This window comes from Mesorhizobium sp. A556 (assembly GCF_054489545.1).
This window is the reverse complement of the sequence record NZ_JBTMXA010000016.1, coordinates 44,510-58,977: the sequence shown is the minus strand read 5'-3', so window position 1 is coordinate 58,977 and position 14,468 is coordinate 44,510. Positions and strand designations below refer to the sequence as shown.

15 protein-coding genes are annotated in these 14,468 nt (G+C 60.7%); 4 read left to right on the top strand and 11 right to left on the bottom strand.

The genetic code is table 11. The annotated features are described in order from the left end of the window. Positions 1-140: 140 nt before the first annotated feature. The 4 genes from ACX3P0_RS22220 to ACX3P0_RS22205 form a co-directional block, all read right to left on the bottom strand. Positions 141-704 carry a GNAT family N-acetyltransferase gene (locus ACX3P0_RS22220; RefSeq protein WP_459091991.1) on the bottom strand — a complete coding sequence of 188 codons (564 nt, stop codon included), beginning with the start codon at positions 702-704 and terminating at the stop codon, positions 141-143. 319 nt (positions 705-1,023) lie between these two features. After that, positions 1,024-1,467, bottom strand: a complete 444-nt coding sequence (locus tag ACX3P0_RS22215; protein WP_459091989.1) for a carboxymuconolactone decarboxylase family protein — start codon at positions 1,465-1,467, stop codon at positions 1,024-1,026. Positions 1,468-1,644: 177 nt separating this feature from the next. Further along, positions 1,645-1,806 (bottom strand): hypothetical protein, encoded by a 162-nt coding sequence (locus ACX3P0_RS22210; RefSeq protein ID WP_459091987.1) that lies wholly within the window; start codon positions 1,804-1,806, stop codon positions 1,645-1,647. Position 1,807: 1 nt separating this feature from the next. Next, the gene (locus ACX3P0_RS22205; protein ID WP_459091985.1) at positions 1,808-3,148 is read right to left on the bottom strand and encodes a tetratricopeptide repeat protein; all 1,341 of its coding nucleotides are present in this window, start codon (positions 3,146-3,148) and stop codon (positions 1,808-1,810) included. A 216-nt stretch (positions 3,149-3,364) separates the two neighbouring features. Here ACX3P0_RS22205 and ACX3P0_RS22200 point away from each other — a divergent pair, with 216 nt between their 5' ends. Then, the gene (locus ACX3P0_RS22200) at positions 3,365-4,237 is read left to right on the top strand and encodes a LysR family transcriptional regulator (RefSeq protein WP_459091983.1); all 873 of its coding nucleotides are present in this window, start codon (positions 3,365-3,367) and stop codon (positions 4,235-4,237) included. A 77-nt stretch (positions 4,238-4,314) separates the two neighbouring features. Next, positions 4,315-4,599 carry a hypothetical protein gene (locus ACX3P0_RS22195; RefSeq protein ID WP_459091981.1) on the top strand — a complete coding sequence of 95 codons (285 nt, stop codon included), beginning with the start codon at positions 4,315-4,317 and terminating at the stop codon, positions 4,597-4,599. Positions 4,600-4,923: 324 nt separating this feature from the next. On the opposite strand, the gene ACX3P0_RS22190 is transcribed toward ACX3P0_RS22195, so the two are convergent. From ACX3P0_RS22190 to ACX3P0_RS22180, 3 genes are read right to left on the bottom strand one after another with little or no spacing between them, the layout of a single operon-like run. Beyond that, positions 4,924-5,151 carry a hypothetical protein gene (locus tag ACX3P0_RS22190; protein WP_459091979.1) on the bottom strand — a complete coding sequence of 76 codons (228 nt, stop codon included), beginning with the start codon at positions 5,149-5,151 and terminating at the stop codon, positions 4,924-4,926. A gap of 24 nt (positions 5,152-5,175) precedes the next feature. Next, positions 5,176-5,937 (bottom strand): DUF2182 domain-containing protein, encoded by a 762-nt coding sequence (locus tag ACX3P0_RS22185; RefSeq protein WP_459091977.1) that lies wholly within the window; start codon positions 5,935-5,937, stop codon positions 5,176-5,178. 11 nt (positions 5,938-5,948) lie between these two features. Continuing rightward, positions 5,949-6,554: a DUF1326 domain-containing protein gene (locus tag ACX3P0_RS22180; RefSeq protein WP_459091975.1), complete on the bottom strand. Its 606-nt coding sequence runs from the start codon at positions 6,552-6,554 to the stop codon at positions 5,949-5,951. 223 nt (positions 6,555-6,777) lie between these two features. On the opposite strand from ACX3P0_RS22180, the gene ACX3P0_RS22175 reads away from it, so the two are divergent. Beyond that, the gene (locus tag ACX3P0_RS22175) at positions 6,778-8,208 is read left to right on the top strand and encodes an aminotransferase-like domain-containing protein (RefSeq protein WP_459091973.1); all 1,431 of its coding nucleotides are present in this window, start codon (positions 6,778-6,780) and stop codon (positions 8,206-8,208) included. 240 nt (positions 8,209-8,448) lie between these two features. Here the strand turns inward: ACX3P0_RS22175 and ACX3P0_RS22170 are convergent, their stop codons facing one another. Together ACX3P0_RS22170 and ACX3P0_RS22165 are read right to left on the bottom strand one after the other, a co-directional pair. After that, on the bottom strand, positions 8,449-8,835 hold the full coding sequence (locus ACX3P0_RS22170) for an SDR family oxidoreductase (RefSeq protein ID WP_459091971.1): 387 nt from the start codon (positions 8,833-8,835) through the stop codon (positions 8,449-8,451). Then, positions 8,807-10,213: a sensor histidine kinase gene (locus tag ACX3P0_RS22165; protein ID WP_459091969.1), complete on the bottom strand. Its 1,407-nt coding sequence runs from the start codon at positions 10,211-10,213 to the stop codon at positions 8,807-8,809. The genes ACX3P0_RS22170 and ACX3P0_RS22165 overlap by 29 nt, the downstream gene beginning before the upstream one ends. A gap of 716 nt (positions 10,214-10,929) precedes the next feature. Here ACX3P0_RS22165 and ACX3P0_RS22160 point away from each other — a divergent pair. Then, the gene (locus tag ACX3P0_RS22160) at positions 10,930-11,196 is read left to right on the top strand and encodes a hypothetical protein (RefSeq protein WP_459091967.1); all 267 of its coding nucleotides are present in this window, start codon (positions 10,930-10,932) and stop codon (positions 11,194-11,196) included. A gap of 540 nt (positions 11,197-11,736) precedes the next feature. Here the strand turns inward: ACX3P0_RS22160 and ACX3P0_RS22155 are convergent. After that, a complete protein-coding gene (locus ACX3P0_RS22155; RefSeq protein WP_459091965.1) occupies positions 11,737-12,702 on the bottom strand; it encodes an IS481 family transposase in 966 nt (321 codons plus the stop codon). A 243-nt stretch (positions 12,703-12,945) separates the two neighbouring features. After that, positions 12,946-14,424 (bottom strand): protein adenylyltransferase SelO, encoded by a 1,479-nt coding sequence (locus ACX3P0_RS22150; protein ID WP_459091963.1) that lies wholly within the window; start codon positions 14,422-14,424, stop codon positions 12,946-12,948. Positions 14,425-14,468: the final 44 nt, after the last annotated feature.

Below are 14,468 nucleotides of genomic sequence, written 5' to 3'. Positions count from 1 at the left end.
GAACGGTGGACGGACGTGCAAGGCAATCATCATCGACGAAATAGGCTCGGCAGGCAGGTGTAGAAGCGAAACTGCGGGCGAGCAACGTAGACTGCATCCGCAGTAAGCGAGATGCACCGTGGCGGATCGGACGCAGCTCCTCAAGCTGCCCGAGCCCCCGACTTTCCCAACGGTTTCCACATCCTGACGCACTCGAAGCGGGACCCATCCGGGAATTTCAGTTCCGTCGCTTCTTCCGTCTGATAGCCGAACGCCTCGTAGAGCGCGAAGCCGGAGAGCGTGGCCGTCAGGTAAAGCGTATCGACCCCATGTTCGAGGGCGTCGCGTTCCGTCCGCGACATGATCATCGACGCGATACCGCGGCGTGTGGCTGCGGGATCGACAAACACGCTGCGGACGGTTGGCACACAGGCGATCGTTTCGCTCGCGGCAGTTGCGCTGGCATAGCGCGGTCGCAAATGTGACCAGCCGCCGCTGCCGAGGATCGCGCGGCGATGGTCCTCGGCCACGAAGTAATTCCCTTCTTCCACTACGGCATCGTCCATCGTCCCGCACATGGTGAGGAAGTTGGCGATTTCGTTCGAGGCGTAGAAATCGCCGCCGAGAACCCACATGGAGTGCTCCTGCATGGCTCGGATTGCCGGGATGTCGGCCGGGCTGGCATGGCGGACGATATACCGGGATATGGCTGTGTCTTTCGACATGGTTTCTCCTTCCGCGAGGCGTGTTCGCGGCTTGCGTGTTGACCGTGTGCGGCGTTGACATGGGCCCCGGCCGTTGACCCTGTCATCCATGACGGGTCCGGTCGCGCGAGGCGGCTAAAGGCGCAGGTCGACGATTGGCCCGGCGTTCAGCCAGGCATTGGCGGCAAGGATTGCCAGCAGGATCAGCGCCGACAACGGAACGGTAGACAGCATGATTGAGATCATGTGGGCTTTGCGGGTCATATGATGGAACGGCGTCCGTACCTGTTGGGAGAAATTGGTCCCGCCGGGTCGATCCCGGCGGGATTTTTGGAAGGCGTCAGTCGCCGCCGAATTCGGCCTTGAAGGCTTCGAAGTCGATCTGCATGCCGTTGAGGATCGCGCTCCAGTGGCGAGTCAGGCCGGCCTGGGCCACGGCTTCCGCGATCTCCTCGTCGGTGGCGCCCAGTTCACGGGCAAACTTGCTGTCGAGCCAGATGCAGTAGCGGCAGGGGATCTGCGCTGCCACGGCGACGTTGATTAGCGACTTTATCTTGGGATCGAGCGCGCCGGGCTCCACCTCCAGAGCCTTGGTCAGCGCCCAGGCGGCGGCGATGCCCTGCTTGGGGTAGACCTTCATGTATTCAGGCGTCACGCCGTAGACCGAGTCGATGTCCTTGTAGGTCTCTTCGAGCGTCGGCTTGTCCTGGGCTGCGGCCAAGGCAATACCGAAGGCAAGGATCGAGACCGCGGCCAGCGCCGCGGCGGTTTTGACAGATTTCATGGAATTATCCTTTTGTTTCAACTTGGTTTGAAGGCGTGGGAAGGGAAGGCCCGGACCGCCTCCTGTCCGTGCCGTGGGCTGCATTCGCCTTTCGGGGAACCGAGTCCGATGAATGCCTGACGGCATCCGTCCGCCTCGCCCCGGGCGAGACTGCTCGGGGAAATCTTCGTGGATGCGCTACAGCCGGGGATCGCCGGCGGATCGTGGATGCCGAAACCCGAGGTCCCTCAGGAGATGGTCGTTAAGCTCGAAGAGCGCATCGCGCAGATCGCGTTCGGCGCGATGGCGCCTGCGCATGGCCCGCCAACGTTCGAACGTGGGTTGCAGGAAGATCGACATCTCAGGCTGCCTTCTGTTCCGGCACCGCGTTTTCGCGAGCACGTCTCAAGAAGGATCTGTTGACCGGGCTATGGGGCTTCAGCGCCAGGCGCTCGCTGGCGAGTGCTTCAGCCATGCCAGTCAAGCCGCCCCGCACCGTCGCTTCGGTCAGGGTCCAGTCGATGATATCGCGCTGGGCGTGGCTGCCGCCGAAGGAATTGGCGATGAAACGTGCGCCATGGAGTAAGCCCGCCGCGGTTTCGTAGTCGCTGCGCCAGAATGCCGCGAACCCTTCGACCAGCGGCAGGGCGGTGTTGCGGCCCCATTCACCGATTTCCGCCGGGCCGCTGCCCGCGCGGAAACCCGAGGCGATGCGCTCGACCTCGCTTGTCCGGTCTGCGCCCAGATAGGCCATCACCGCGTGCCAGTCGTTGAACGGATAGGTGCCGCCGTCTGCGTGGCTGTCCCAGGCCGCCGCCAGTTCCTGCCAGCGGTCGCCGACATCGTGGCCCGATAGATGAAGCCGCCACAGCAGCGCCGAGGCATCAACCATGTCGAGCGCGACCATGCTGCGGTCCTGCCGGATCGGCCCGTCATAGAGCGCCAGAACTTCATCGGGCTGGCCGAGATCGAGATGACAGAGTGACCGGTGCCACCAGTTGTGGACCCGGAAGAAATTGTCGTCGCCCGACCATTGCGGCTCGCGCGCGATCATCCAGCCGATGCCGTCTTCGGCGCGGCCTTGCATCTCCATGACGTGGGCGACGGCATGGTGAGCCCAGCAGTCGAGCGGCTGGAGATCGAGCGCGCGGCGGCCGGCCTCTTCGGCCCGGCCGTAGTCGCCGGTCTCTTCGAGCCCGAACGCATGCATCCCGAGCAGGATCGAATAGCCCGGCGTTTCCGCCGACCATTGCGGCAGCACACGCGCGATCCGGTCGCGCAGGCTGCGCGAACCGGCGCGGTAGAAATCCATCAGGTGGCCCGACTGCAACGCCACGATGTCACGCGGATGGTCGGCATTGTGACGGTCGAGAGCCGTTGCCGCGGCGGTCCACTGCCCTTCCAGCAATAGGTCGAGAGCGGCGACATGGGAAGCTTCGCGGTCGGAAAGCCGGAGTGTCTTCACCGTGCCGAGGATCGCCTTCGCCTCACTCGTCGCCTCCGGCTCGGTAGCGAGACCGAACAGATGCGCCTTCAGGATATGTGCCATCGCGAAGTCAGGAGCGGCCTCGATGGCGCGATCCGACAGGCCGACCGGATCGCCCCGATAGATGTTGAAGGCCTCGATGGCCTTATCGAAGAGTTGCACGGCCTCGGCCGTCGCGCCGGAGAGTGTATTTCCTTGTGCATCGATCGTCATCATCGCCGTTTCCTTCCTTTTTATGTATAGTGTGGCCGTCCGCGAACAATTGGCCGCCCGAACATCAGGACGGTGACCCACCTTTGGGTTCTATATTTGGATAGACAGACCGTCGATTGCGTCGCCGAAACTACAGTCGAAGCAGGCAATAATTGCTCGCCTGCAGCCGGTCCAACGAGTAGTTTCAATCGAGCCTATTTGCGTTGCTCATGGACCGTCATGGATATCGACCTGCTCAGAACCTTTGTCGCCATCTGCGATACAAAGAGCTTTACGGCTGCCGCACGTCAGATCGGCCGCACGCAATCCGCCGTTAGCTTGCAAATGAAGCGGCTGGAGGGATCTCTCGGCCGGCCGCTGTTCCAACGCGGTGCTCCGGGAGTGGTTCTGACTGAGCACGGAGCGATGCTTGTTCCAAATGCTCGCCGTATCCTAGCCTCTGTCAGCGAAACCCTGGCTTCGTTCGACAAAGCGACCGTGGAAGGCATTTTCGTGATCGGCATGCCGGACGATTATGCACCGCGGATTCTTGTGCCCACGCTGCAGGCCCTTGGCGCGCTCTTTCCGCTGGCATCAGTCGATGTCGTGATTGATGAGTCACGCACACTGGTAAAGCGGCTGGCCGAAGGGTCCGTGGATATGGCGTTTGTAACAGAGGAGGAAGGGCCGATGTCGGGAGGGACGACAGCCTTTGTGGATGAGATGGTCTGGGTCGCTCCGCGCACCGGAGACCTTCATCTGCGGGATCCGCTACCCATCGCGGTTTGGGATGACGATCAGGACACTTACGCCAGATATATGCGGACACGGTTGGAAGAATTGGCGCGTCCGTACCGGATTGTTGTCGTTGCGCGCAGTATGACCGGCTTGAGAGGCGCGGTTGCCTCCGGTCTTGCCGCCAGCGCCATGATGCGCAGCAGTGTAACTGGGGACATGCGCGAACTGACCGCGCGCGATGGCTTCCCCCCGCTCGCACGTCTGTCGGTCCGGCTCGAGAAAGCCCATATGAAGAAGTCCGCAGTGGTGGACGCACTGGAACAGGCGCTGCTCGCCGCTGTGGCCGAAAGTTTCGTGAAGCATGGTGGGAGCTAGATGTTTAGTGCCACGGTAGGGGGGACATCATCGATGTCATCAGCAAGCGGGAACCCTGGAGCTGCATGCGATCGACGTTGAAAAATTACCTGCGCGGCGAGGTCCCCCTGGGGCGTGTCTTCTGGTTCGACATGTTGCTGGTGGGCACAATCGTTAATGCGCTCACCAGTGCCGGTGCCCTTATTGTTTATGCCGTGGACCTTCCGGGATGGCTCGCGTTGGCCATTTTCCTTGCACCGCTTCCATACAACATCGCCCTGTGTCTCTTTGTCTGGCGTTCCGCCACTCGGAAACCTTCAGCTTGGAGCGACATGGCACGAGGCGGCGCGGTCCTTTGGCTGTTCACGGTGCTTATACTGTAGCGATCAGGTCGGCCGACCGCGCAATCGCGTCGAACGAAAACTATTCGACGACAGGTGCTAGTGGCTTTGGTACACCGCCGAATCGATCGGTTCCGTCGGGCCTCCAAGTTTTTCCTCAGCCTGTGGTTGACCAACGTGACTGACAGCATTGCAACCAATGCTCCAGAAACTATCAAGATTAGCTTATGACAGTCAGTCATGACATTTTCCCATCCGCTCGCCTAAAGCGGTGAGCCGATCGTCGATTCCGTCGAATAGCCCACCACGGGTAGGGACTACGCCCGGTCATATTGTTCGGCGTAGTAATATCGGAAGCCGACGGCCTCACATCATACGTTTGATGTCCTTGTAGGCGCCGGTGGTCTTGAGCGTCACGGTGACATCGGCGTCGGTGCGGTTGCGCCAGAACCAGCCGTGATTGCCATCGAAAGCCGCTTCGAGAACGCCTTCGTCCTCGGCAACGCCGCGGCCCCTCTCGTAGCTATCGCGCAAAGACTGGACTGCCTCGCAGTTGGACGCTTCATAATATGAGCCTGCCACGCTGTAGGGCATTCCGCCTCTCTGATTCCCTGCGACCTATATGTAACTCGCCGTGGCAAGCGCCCCGCCCCATAAGATCAAGCCGGCGCCCACCACCCAGTCGAAGCGCCAGCGCGCCGGCATGATCTTTTCAGAGAGCACCAGGGTCGCCAGCAACGCCATCCAGATCAAATTCATGGTGCCGACGACGAACATCACCGCCATCAGCGCCCAGCAGCATCCGACGCAATACATCCCGTATCTCAATCCGACGACGAGCGCGCCGGCCGCGCCGTCGCGCCATTCATGCATCAGGAAGGCGAAAGGCGTCCTGCACTTGGAGATACAGGCGCTTTTGAGCGCGGAAAACTGGAATAGCCCGGCAGCGACCAGGATCGCCGCGTTGATCGCCGTCGAGGTGCTTTCGCCCATGGGCGTCAGCAGTGCGGTGCGTGACAGGCCCCATTGCGCCAGCGCGGCGGGAACACAGAAACCCAGCCAGGCCAGCGCATAGCCGACAACGAACATCGCCGTCAGCCGTCCGCTCGCCGAAACACCGCGTCGGCCCGCCAGCATCATGAATACGGAGACTGCGGGCACCGCCGACGGCAGCATCATTGCCGCCATCATCACCGCCCACATGGCGAAGACTATGAGAAGCGCGGCAAGGCCTGCCGCGGCGGGCATCGCCATGCCGTGCATAGCCGACATGCCGGCGTTCATGCGCAGCATGTAGAGCCAGCCGAGCGCGACGATCGCCGCCATTCCGGTCCAGACCGCAGCGCGGCCGGACCGGATGCTGTCTCGTAGCAACGACATTCCCGTCATCGTCAGGCGGCTGATGCGTAGTGGAAGTCGGACATGAAGCCGTTGCGACCAGAAAGCTTCCAATCCCAGCCAAAATCCTTGAGGCTGAAATGTTTCGAGCGCGCCACCACGACCGGCTCGCCGGGCGCGATAGCCAACGGATGGCTTTCAATGGTGATCGGCTTGCCGCCTTGCCCCTCCATGCGCTCGATCTCTGCCTCGGTGACGCCGGGAACCGACAGGCTGCTGGTCTTGCCGTCATTGTAATAATGCATCGGAACGTTCTTTGCGCCCACGATCTCGCCGATGAAGGAGGCGAGCACCGCCGGATGACCGCCGGCCTTGCCGCCGAAGATGGCGTGCAGCGCGTCGTTTTGCGCCTGGTCGGCCTTCTCATCGAAATAGGCCGCAACTTTCCATTTCGTTTCAACCATGGTGCCCGGCGCGTGCACCGCCAGCATCACATTCAGCCCGTCGAGCGCGGTGTCCCCGTAGCTGCCCTTGTCGATGTGCCAGGCCACTAGCGCCGTGCAATCACCCTCTGTCGGCGGGCTCAGGAACACGCACGGGCAGGCCGTCTCGCAGTTGCAGGTTTCGAAATAAGATCCGCTCAGCTTCCACTCGGTCATCATCGCCTCCACCGGTTCGAGTCGTCGTTTCTGGTTTCCATCTGGGATTCTTCTTCACCACCTCGTGCCGTCCGCCGCTTGGCGCGGGGCAGGTCCAGAGCAATGCGAATGCTTGACATGACCGGCACAGTGTCAAACACTCGACCGGATTGGCAGAGACAATATGCCGGTCAAAATACGGAGCTGTACTGGTCATTCCGCCGGTACAGCTATGGAGGAGCGGATGCTCCCGCTGTTGGTTAGTCATGACGACGGCCGCCCGCTGGTAGAGCAGATCGTGGCAGGAATCCGGCGCCGAATAGACGAGCGTCAATTGCAGCCGGGCTCACGCCTCCCGTCGATCCGCCGCTTTGCCGAAGACCAGAGTGTCAGCCGCTTCACGGTGGTCGAAGCCTATGACCGGCTGGTCGCCATGGGCTACCTGCATTCACGACCGGGCGCGGGGTTCTTCACTACCGCGCGGCGGCGCGTCCATATCAGCCATCCCGAGGCCGACAGCGATCGCCGCAACGAGGACCTGGTCTGGCTCATTCGCAGGTTGCTCGAGGCCGAGCCCGGCACCATGCTGGCCGGTGGACCATGGCTTCCCAATAGCTGGCTCGATGAGGCCGGTATTCGCCAGAGTCTCAGTATGCTGGCCCGCAATAATGGCGCCTATCTGGTCGAATACGGCAACCCATTTGGCTATCTGCCGCTGCGCAAGCAGCTCACGCTGATGCTTGGGGAGATAGGCATCAATGCCAGCGACACTCAGTTGGTTCTGACCCATGGTGTCAGTCAGGCGCTCGATCTCATCGTACGTCACTTGCTGTCTCCGGGCGATACCGTGCTGGTCGACGATCCCGGCTACTACAATCTTTTCGGCAATCTTAGGCTCGCCAATGTCGAACTCGTCGGCGTGCCACGGCTCAGAGACGGTCCCGATATCGAGGCGCTAGAGCGACTCGCCACAGCGCACGGGCCAAAACTCTATTTCACTCAGTCGGTGATGCAGAACCCGACCGGCACCGACATGAGTCCCCATGTTGCCTACAAGGTGCTGCAGATCGCCGAACGCCACAACTTCCGGGTCGTCGAGGACGATATCTTCTGCGATCTGCAGACGCGCCCGACACCGCGGCTGGCGACTCTCGATCAGCTCGACCGCGTCATCTATGTGCGCAGTTTTTCCAAAACCATGTCGGGCAGCCTGCGCGTCGGGTTTATCGCCTGCGCTCTGCCGCTCGCCAACGACCTGGCCGACGTCAAGATGCTGACGAGCATCACGAGTTCGCAGTTCGCCGAACGGTTGCTCTACCTGATGCTGGCCGACGGTCACTACCGCAAATATTTAGCGCGCGTGACCCAGCGCCTCGACGAGACGCGGTGCGACGCCGTGCGCGCCTTCGAGCGCATCGGCATGAAGGTCTTTTCCGAACCCACCGCCGGTATGTTCCTGTGGGCGCGCGTGCCCGGCGTGGCGGATTCGCTGGCGCTGGCCGAGCGTTCGCTTGCCGACAGCATCATGCTGGCGCCTGGAAACGTATTCAGGCCGCACCTGGAACCTTCGCCCTGGATGCGCTTCAACGTCACCGCCTGTACCGAGCCGCGGCTTCTCGCCTGGCTCGAAAACGCGGTACATGCAGCCCGCGGCTGCAAGGTGGCAGCTCTGTAAGATAGTGTATCGCCGAGGAAGGATGGCGGCTATGAAGCTCGAACGCGCCGTTCATCAGTGCGCGGCAGACGAAAGAAAGGGGGCAGTCTGAGATTTCGGTCCCAGCGAGTGGAATGTCCGCTATCGTTTTTTCGGCGACGGAAAGTGCCTGTCTGCTGGCGGCCTCGAAGCAGCAGTTGCGGGCGGAGCGCTACACCGCAGCAGGGGATCCGAACCAGGTCGCGAGCCCATTTGTCGCGGTCAGAGCGACCATCCGCCATCGACCGAGATCGATGCGCCAGTGACGAATGCACAGAGGTCGGCACCCATCCACAGCACGGCGTCCGCGATCTCCTCCGACTTGCCTAGTCGTCCGACCGACTCGAGGTCGATCGCCTTCTGGATGTCGACGCCGGTGAAGCGTTCCATCATGGGCATCTCGATGTTGCCGGGAAGGATGGCATTCACGCGGATGTTCGACTTGGCGTAGTCGATCGCGGCGGATTTGGTGAGGCCGATGATCGTGTGCTTGGAAGCGGCGTAGACGGCACCGCCGGCGATGCCCCGGATGCCCGCGCCCGACGAGGTGTTGCTACCGAAAACGATCGAGCATCCTGCTTCACGCGGGCAATGTGGCAGATCTTTCATTTCCGGCGAGAACGGTCATAGGAAGCCGGACGATGAATGTTGTTCCGGTCTCGGCCGAGGCCTTGGCTAGCGTTCCGCCAAGCTGCATCGCGAAAGCTTCGAGGAACCGTGATCCCAACCCGGAGCTGCTGGCGGTATTCATGCCAACGCCATTGTCCTCGACCGTCAGGGTGACCTCGCCATCGCGCCGCTGAAATCCCAACGTGATACGGCCAGCGCCATTTGGAAACGCGTACTTAATTGCGTTGGTCGCGAGCTCGTTCACCATCAGACCCAGCGGAACCGCATGATCGGCCATAATCGTGAGAGGTTCGGCTTCGACGGCGATCTCAATCTTGGAATCCTGGCCGAGTAGGCTTGAGCGGATGCTTGATGCGATCCCTTCCAGATAGGCCTCCACCCCGACTGGCCCGAACGCGCTCGATTTGGCGATCACGTCGTATAGTTCGGCGACCGCGCCGATCCGCGCCTGCATGGCCCGATATCCTTCCACGCATGGATCGGCTGCCTGCCGGAGTTCGTAGGCCACAAAGGAGGAAATGACCTGTAGGCTATTCTTGATCCGGTGCGCCAGTTCGGCGGCCAGAACATTCCGATGACGATCGAACAGCGTCTCCTTGGTGGCATCCTCGAACACGAGGAGAAGCTGCGCGCTGTGATTGCCCCGCACCTGTATTTTGCGTGCATACAGTTTGAAGATGCGATGCCCGAGCAGAGGAAATTCGTCCTCAAGCAGGAAGTCGTCGAACGGTCGGTCATCCGGAACGACGTGGTCGAGCAGTGCATGTAATGCCGCGACATCCCACTGTCCCTGCTTGAGGTCCTCCAATCGCTGCCCGACAATATCTTCTGCGCTGTCCCCGAACATCAGAACGAAGTTCCGGCTTGCAGTGACGATCCGCATCTCGGAATCCAGAATCACAAGAGGATCCCGCACCGTATCGGCGATGGTTTGACCCAGGCGCAGATTGATCGTCGCCTTGCGTTGTTCATTCCGCAGTTCGGTCACATCGTCGATCGTGAGAAGAAAGAAATCGACGCTGCTTCCGGGTCGGTGGACCTTGCGGGCGTTGAGAAGCATCGTCTTCGGACCCACGTCGGGGAAAATGTGCTCGACCTCGTAAGCCTCGACGGTGGTTTCCCGCGGGAGAATCTCCTCTAGAAGCACGCGCAACGCCGGAATGTCCCACTGCCCATTACCCAGATCGTAAAGGCGGTGGCCGATGGTCCCGGCGGCTGCGGTCGCGAACATCGAATAGAAGGCGCTATTGGCCGAAATGACAGTCAGTTCAGCATCGAGCACCAAAAGCCCGTCGCGCACTGTCTCGACGATATCCTGAGCTGAAACATCGCTCAGTTTAAGAACCGGAGCAGACAATGAAGGGCCCTCCCGGTGACGCGTCCACGCCACTGATTTAATTGAGCATATCAGTGCTTGCGAGATTGGGAAAGCTTGCTGGATCGCACCGACACCGTAGTCTTACCGCCTAGGATTCCCGAGCGTGGCCCGCTGCCTCCTGTCCCGTGTCTTGTTGGTATCTTCGATCGCCTCAACCGACTGGATGTATTCGGCAATGCGAAACCTCACGTCAACGTCCGGCATGAGGATCAGTCAAATTATCGCGGAAGGGCGGCGATGAGGTCGGTAGCGGTCACGCTGACCGCTTCCCGACAAATGGCAGCTATCCCGCCGTCGGTGCCGAAAAGCTGCCTGTCTGGAATCGGCCCCGTTCCCGCCGCACGCAAGCGCATTCTTGCCGTTAAAAGATCAAATGGCACCCCTCCCGAAGCTGCCCTCCGGTCATTCGACCATTGGGCCGCAACGGCCGAGATTAGACTTTGCAGCGATTCTCGCGTGTCTTTGAACCTCGGCTTGCGATAGAGGCCGACCGTCAGCGAATGGTGAAGTCCGTCTCCGTCATGTGTGGGGCGCCCTCGTGCCGGTTGCGATACGACGGAACCGGCGTTAGTACAGCCGACCGGTTCCCTCGCCGTTATGTTCTTGACCGTTGGACAGGTGAGTTCGTATTTTGCCAAACCCAACACTGCTACCCCACCGAACTGAAATCCAAAACCGGGATGTAACTGGAAGGTATGATTAAAAGCCTGTCTGAGTGCCGGTCCGCTTGCTGGATCATTGTCGCTATCGCTGGCGGTGGAGTATTATCCACCATCAATAGCTCATCGATAAGCGTGATCTTGTTTTTGTCGATTATGATCGTCGCCGGCATTGCGGCATTGTCGCTCGGCCGCGACATTCAGGAAATTAAAAGCCAGGACGAAGCCGCGCGCCTGAAAAGAGACCAAGAGTTCGAGCGAGAGGTTGACGCACAAGCCCGCACTACGCTCTCACCGGCTTAACTGAAGCTCCGCCGCTGGACACGCAGGGCGGGCCTCTACACCTTGGCGCAGACTGTCCGGCCACTCAGTTTCGGGCACACCGGCATTGAGCATGCGCTGCGCGATCGCTTCCGGAATTCCCTGATTGGCTTCACGGTACGCCGCGTCGCGGATAGGGGAGCTGGAGTAGCACGTGCGGGTTGGCGCGTGCCGGCATAGCTGAACACTGGGATGGCGATCATGGGCAGCGGCGTGCCGTCTGTCCGGTAACGCACCTTGCCGCCGATTTTGAACGTCCATCGTGTGTTTCGGCGTGCAACGCAAGCTCGAAAATCTAACGAGTCAGACGACCGATTCCGCTCGCCCGCACCCAAGCCCTCACCAGACGTCTGGATCTATATCAGGAACCGTTCTCCCGCCGACAGGACGAGTTACAAAGAATCGAGAACAACCACGCGCTCACCTTCTATCGACGCGTACCGATACGCCAAAGTGGTCGCTTAGCTGCTCCGCCTTTTCAACCGAAGGCGGACCATCCGTTAACGGCCCCCTAGCTGCCGACTAGTTGTTCAGTCCCGGCATCTGATGGATCGGATTTATAGTGAATCTCTCTGGCTCGGAAGTCCAGGCCCTGCAGATGAATTCGTAGGGCGTGAGGCCTCTCAGCGTCTTAAGGCGGCGAGCAAAATTGTATGCCGCCACGAAGTCGCCGATGTGTCTGCGGAGTTGGTCGTGGTTGTCATAATGATAGCGTTTGACGGTCGCCTCCTTGATTGTCCGGTTCATCCGCTCGACCTGACCGTTCGTCCAGGGGTGCCTGGGCTTGGTCAGCCGATGCTCGATGCCGTGTTGCCAGCATGCGCGGTCGAACGGATGACCTCGAAAGCGTGCGGTGGGGCCGTTGCGGTTCTTCGGAATGTCGGCGAACTGAATGCCGTTGTCGGTCAGCACAGTATGAATCTCGTAGGGCACGGCTGAAACCAGCGCTTCCAGGAAGTCTGACGCCGTTCGCATGGTGGCGCGCTCGACCAGTTGGACGAAGGCGAACTTTGAGGTCCTGTCGATCGCGACGTAGAGGTAGAGCTTGCCTTCGGCGGTCTGCACCTCAGCTAGGTCGATGTGAAAATAGCCGATTGCGTAGGCCTTAAACTTCTTCCTCGACGGCTTGTCACCATCCACATCCGGCAGTCTCGAAATCCCATTGCGCTGCAGACATCGATGCAATGAAGATCGCGTCAGATGTGGGATTGTCGGCTGAAGTGCGTAGAGGCAATCATCCAGTGCCAGCAGCGTGTGTCGCCGGAACGCGACGATGATCGCCTCCTCTTCCTCACTGAGAACGGTTGAACGTGGCTCCCTCGGCCCTGTCTTGAGGTCCTCGACCGTCCTCCGCTTGCGCCACTTCAGAACCGTCTTGGCATTGATCCCGTAGCTCCGGCTCAGTTCCGCGGCCGAAGCTTGCGATCGCTGTATTGCAGCGCGGACTGCGTGCGTGGTCGTGGCGCTGCCGTGACGTATTTGGCCCATAGTGCTTCCCTCCATCGAACGGAAAAGATCGCACCATCAAACTCTGGGATCAAACAACTAGTCCCCTTTCGCTTTCCTTCCAGCCAATGGGGGCGGAAGGAGATGCACGATGGGACATTTCCAGTACGATCCTACGATGCCGGAGCGCAAAGCTTGGGATGCTGGCCGAAACGGCGTTCGCGCGATCGAGTGCTCTTTTTCGTCATCCAATCCAACGCATCTCTTCGCAACTAAGCTTCAGGTTCAGGTCCCACAAAAGGTCTTATAGACGCGGCCATCGCGCGGTGGTGGCTCGGCATAACTCGCGAAGCCTGGCTGGATCTCGTAAGGCTTGCCAAGCACGGTCAGGAGGTCCTCGAACGGTCCGAACTCCTGTTTCTCCACGGCGGCCTCGATGACCGCCTCAACGCGATGGTTGCGCGGGATGACGGCCGGATTGACGCGCTGCATGGAAGCCCGGCGCGCTGATCCTTCCTGCGGCTCTTGACCGAGCCGATGGTGCCAGCGCTCGGCCCATTCGTCATATGGGGCAGGGTCCTCGAAGAGGCTGCGCACCGCGACGTCGCCTTCGGGTCCAATAGCGGCCTCGCTCAGGCGTCTGAAAGTCAGGGTGAAGTCGGCCTTGCCAACGACCATCCGATCGAGAAGATCCTGCGCCAGCGCAAGATCGCCCTCCCGCTCCCAAAAAAGTCCCAACTTGCAACGCAAGCCACTGTTATACGCGTCGCTGAACCGTGCTGCGAAGGCAGAAAGTGCCTCTTGGGCCTGCTCCAAGGATTTGTCCTGATCCTCAGCCAGAAGGGGCATCAGACACTCCGCCAGCCGCGTCAGGTTCCACTGGGCGATAGCAGGCTGATTGGCATAAGCGTAGCGACCTAACTGGTCGATCGAGCTGAATACGGCCTTGGGATTGTAGATGTCCAGAAAAGCGCAGGGGCCATAGTCAATCGTTTCGCCGGCGATAGACATGTTGTCGGTGTTCATGACCCCGTGGATGAAGCCGACGAGCAGCCACTGCGCTACGAGGTTCGCTTGGCGCGCAATCACACTTTCCAGTAGTGCCAGGTAGGGACGAGTAGCGCCCGCGGCATCCGGGTAATGCCGGACGATCGCGTGATCAGCGAGAGCCCTCACCGCATCGACGTCCCCGCGCGCCGCGAAGAATTCGAAGGTTCCGATCCGCATGTGGCTGGATGCGACCCGCGTCAGTACTGCGCCTGGCAGGTAGGTTTCTCGTATCACTTCGTCGCCCGTCATGACTGCAGCAAGCGCCCGAGTGGTCGGAATGCCAAGAGCCGCCATGGCTTCACTGACGATGTACTCGCGCAGAACGGGGCCAAGCGCCGCCCGCCCGTCGCCGCCGCGGGAAAACGGTGTTCGGCCAGAGCCCTTTAGCTGGATATCCCGGCGCACTCCTTCCTGATCGATAATCTCTCCTAGCAGGATTGCCCTGCCGTCGCCGAGCTGCGGCACGAACTGGCCGAACTGGTGTCCGGCATAGGCGGTGGCGATCGGCTCGGCACCCTCAGGGATCCGCTTGCCGGCAAGAATCTCAACACCCGCCTGTGTGGCGAGTTCTACCGGGTTCAGCCGGAGCTGGACGGCCAGCTTCTGGTTAAGCTTGAGGAGGTGGGGTGCGGAGACCGGGGTCGGGGAGACACGCGCATAAAACGAGCTCGGCAGCCGAGCATAGCTGTTGTCGAATGCAAAGCGTACTGTCATTCACACTCCTCAAATATCAACGGCAGTCGCGAGACGCATCGTCG

Excerpts from the sequence above, each read along its gene's own strand:
- ACX3P0_RS22220 (WP_459091991.1), bottom strand. The coding sequence starts at position 704 with ATGTCGAAAGACACAGCCATATCCCGGTATATCGTCCGCCATGCCAGC.
- ACX3P0_RS22215 (WP_459091989.1), bottom strand. The coding sequence starts at position 1,467 with ATGAAATCTGTCAAAACCGCCGCGGCGCTGGCCGCGGTCTCGATCCTT.
- ACX3P0_RS22210 (WP_459091987.1), bottom strand. The coding sequence starts at position 1,806 with ATGTCGATCTTCCTGCAACCCACGTTCGAACGTTGGCGGGCCATGCGC.
- ACX3P0_RS22205 (WP_459091985.1), bottom strand. The coding sequence starts at position 3,148 with ATGATGACGATCGATGCACAAGGAAATACACTCTCCGGCGCGACGGCC.
- ACX3P0_RS22200 (WP_459091983.1), top strand. The coding sequence starts at position 3,365 with ATGGATATCGACCTGCTCAGAACCTTTGTCGCCATCTGCGATACAAAG.
- ACX3P0_RS22190 (WP_459091979.1), bottom strand. The coding sequence starts at position 5,151 with ATGCCCTACAGCGTGGCAGGCTCATATTATGAAGCGTCCAACTGCGAG.
- ACX3P0_RS22185 (WP_459091977.1), bottom strand. The coding sequence starts at position 5,937 with ATGTCGTTGCTACGAGACAGCATCCGGTCCGGCCGCGCTGCGGTCTGG.
- ACX3P0_RS22180 (WP_459091975.1), bottom strand. The coding sequence starts at position 6,554 with ATGACCGAGTGGAAGCTGAGCGGATCTTATTTCGAAACCTGCAACTGC.
- ACX3P0_RS22175 (WP_459091973.1), top strand. The coding sequence starts at position 6,778 with ATGCTCCCGCTGTTGGTTAGTCATGACGACGGCCGCCCGCTGGTAGAG.
- ACX3P0_RS22170 (WP_459091971.1), bottom strand. The coding sequence starts at position 8,835 with ATGAAAGATCTGCCACATTGCCCGCGTGAAGCAGGATGCTCGATCGTT.
- ACX3P0_RS22160 (WP_459091967.1), top strand. The coding sequence starts at position 10,930 with ATGATTAAAAGCCTGTCTGAGTGCCGGTCCGCTTGCTGGATCATTGTC.
- ACX3P0_RS22155 (WP_459091965.1), bottom strand. The coding sequence starts at position 12,702 with ATGGGCCAAATACGTCACGGCAGCGCCACGACCACGCACGCAGTCCGC.
- ACX3P0_RS22150 (WP_459091963.1), bottom strand. The coding sequence starts at position 14,424 with ATGACAGTACGCTTTGCATTCGACAACAGCTATGCTCGGCTGCCGAGC.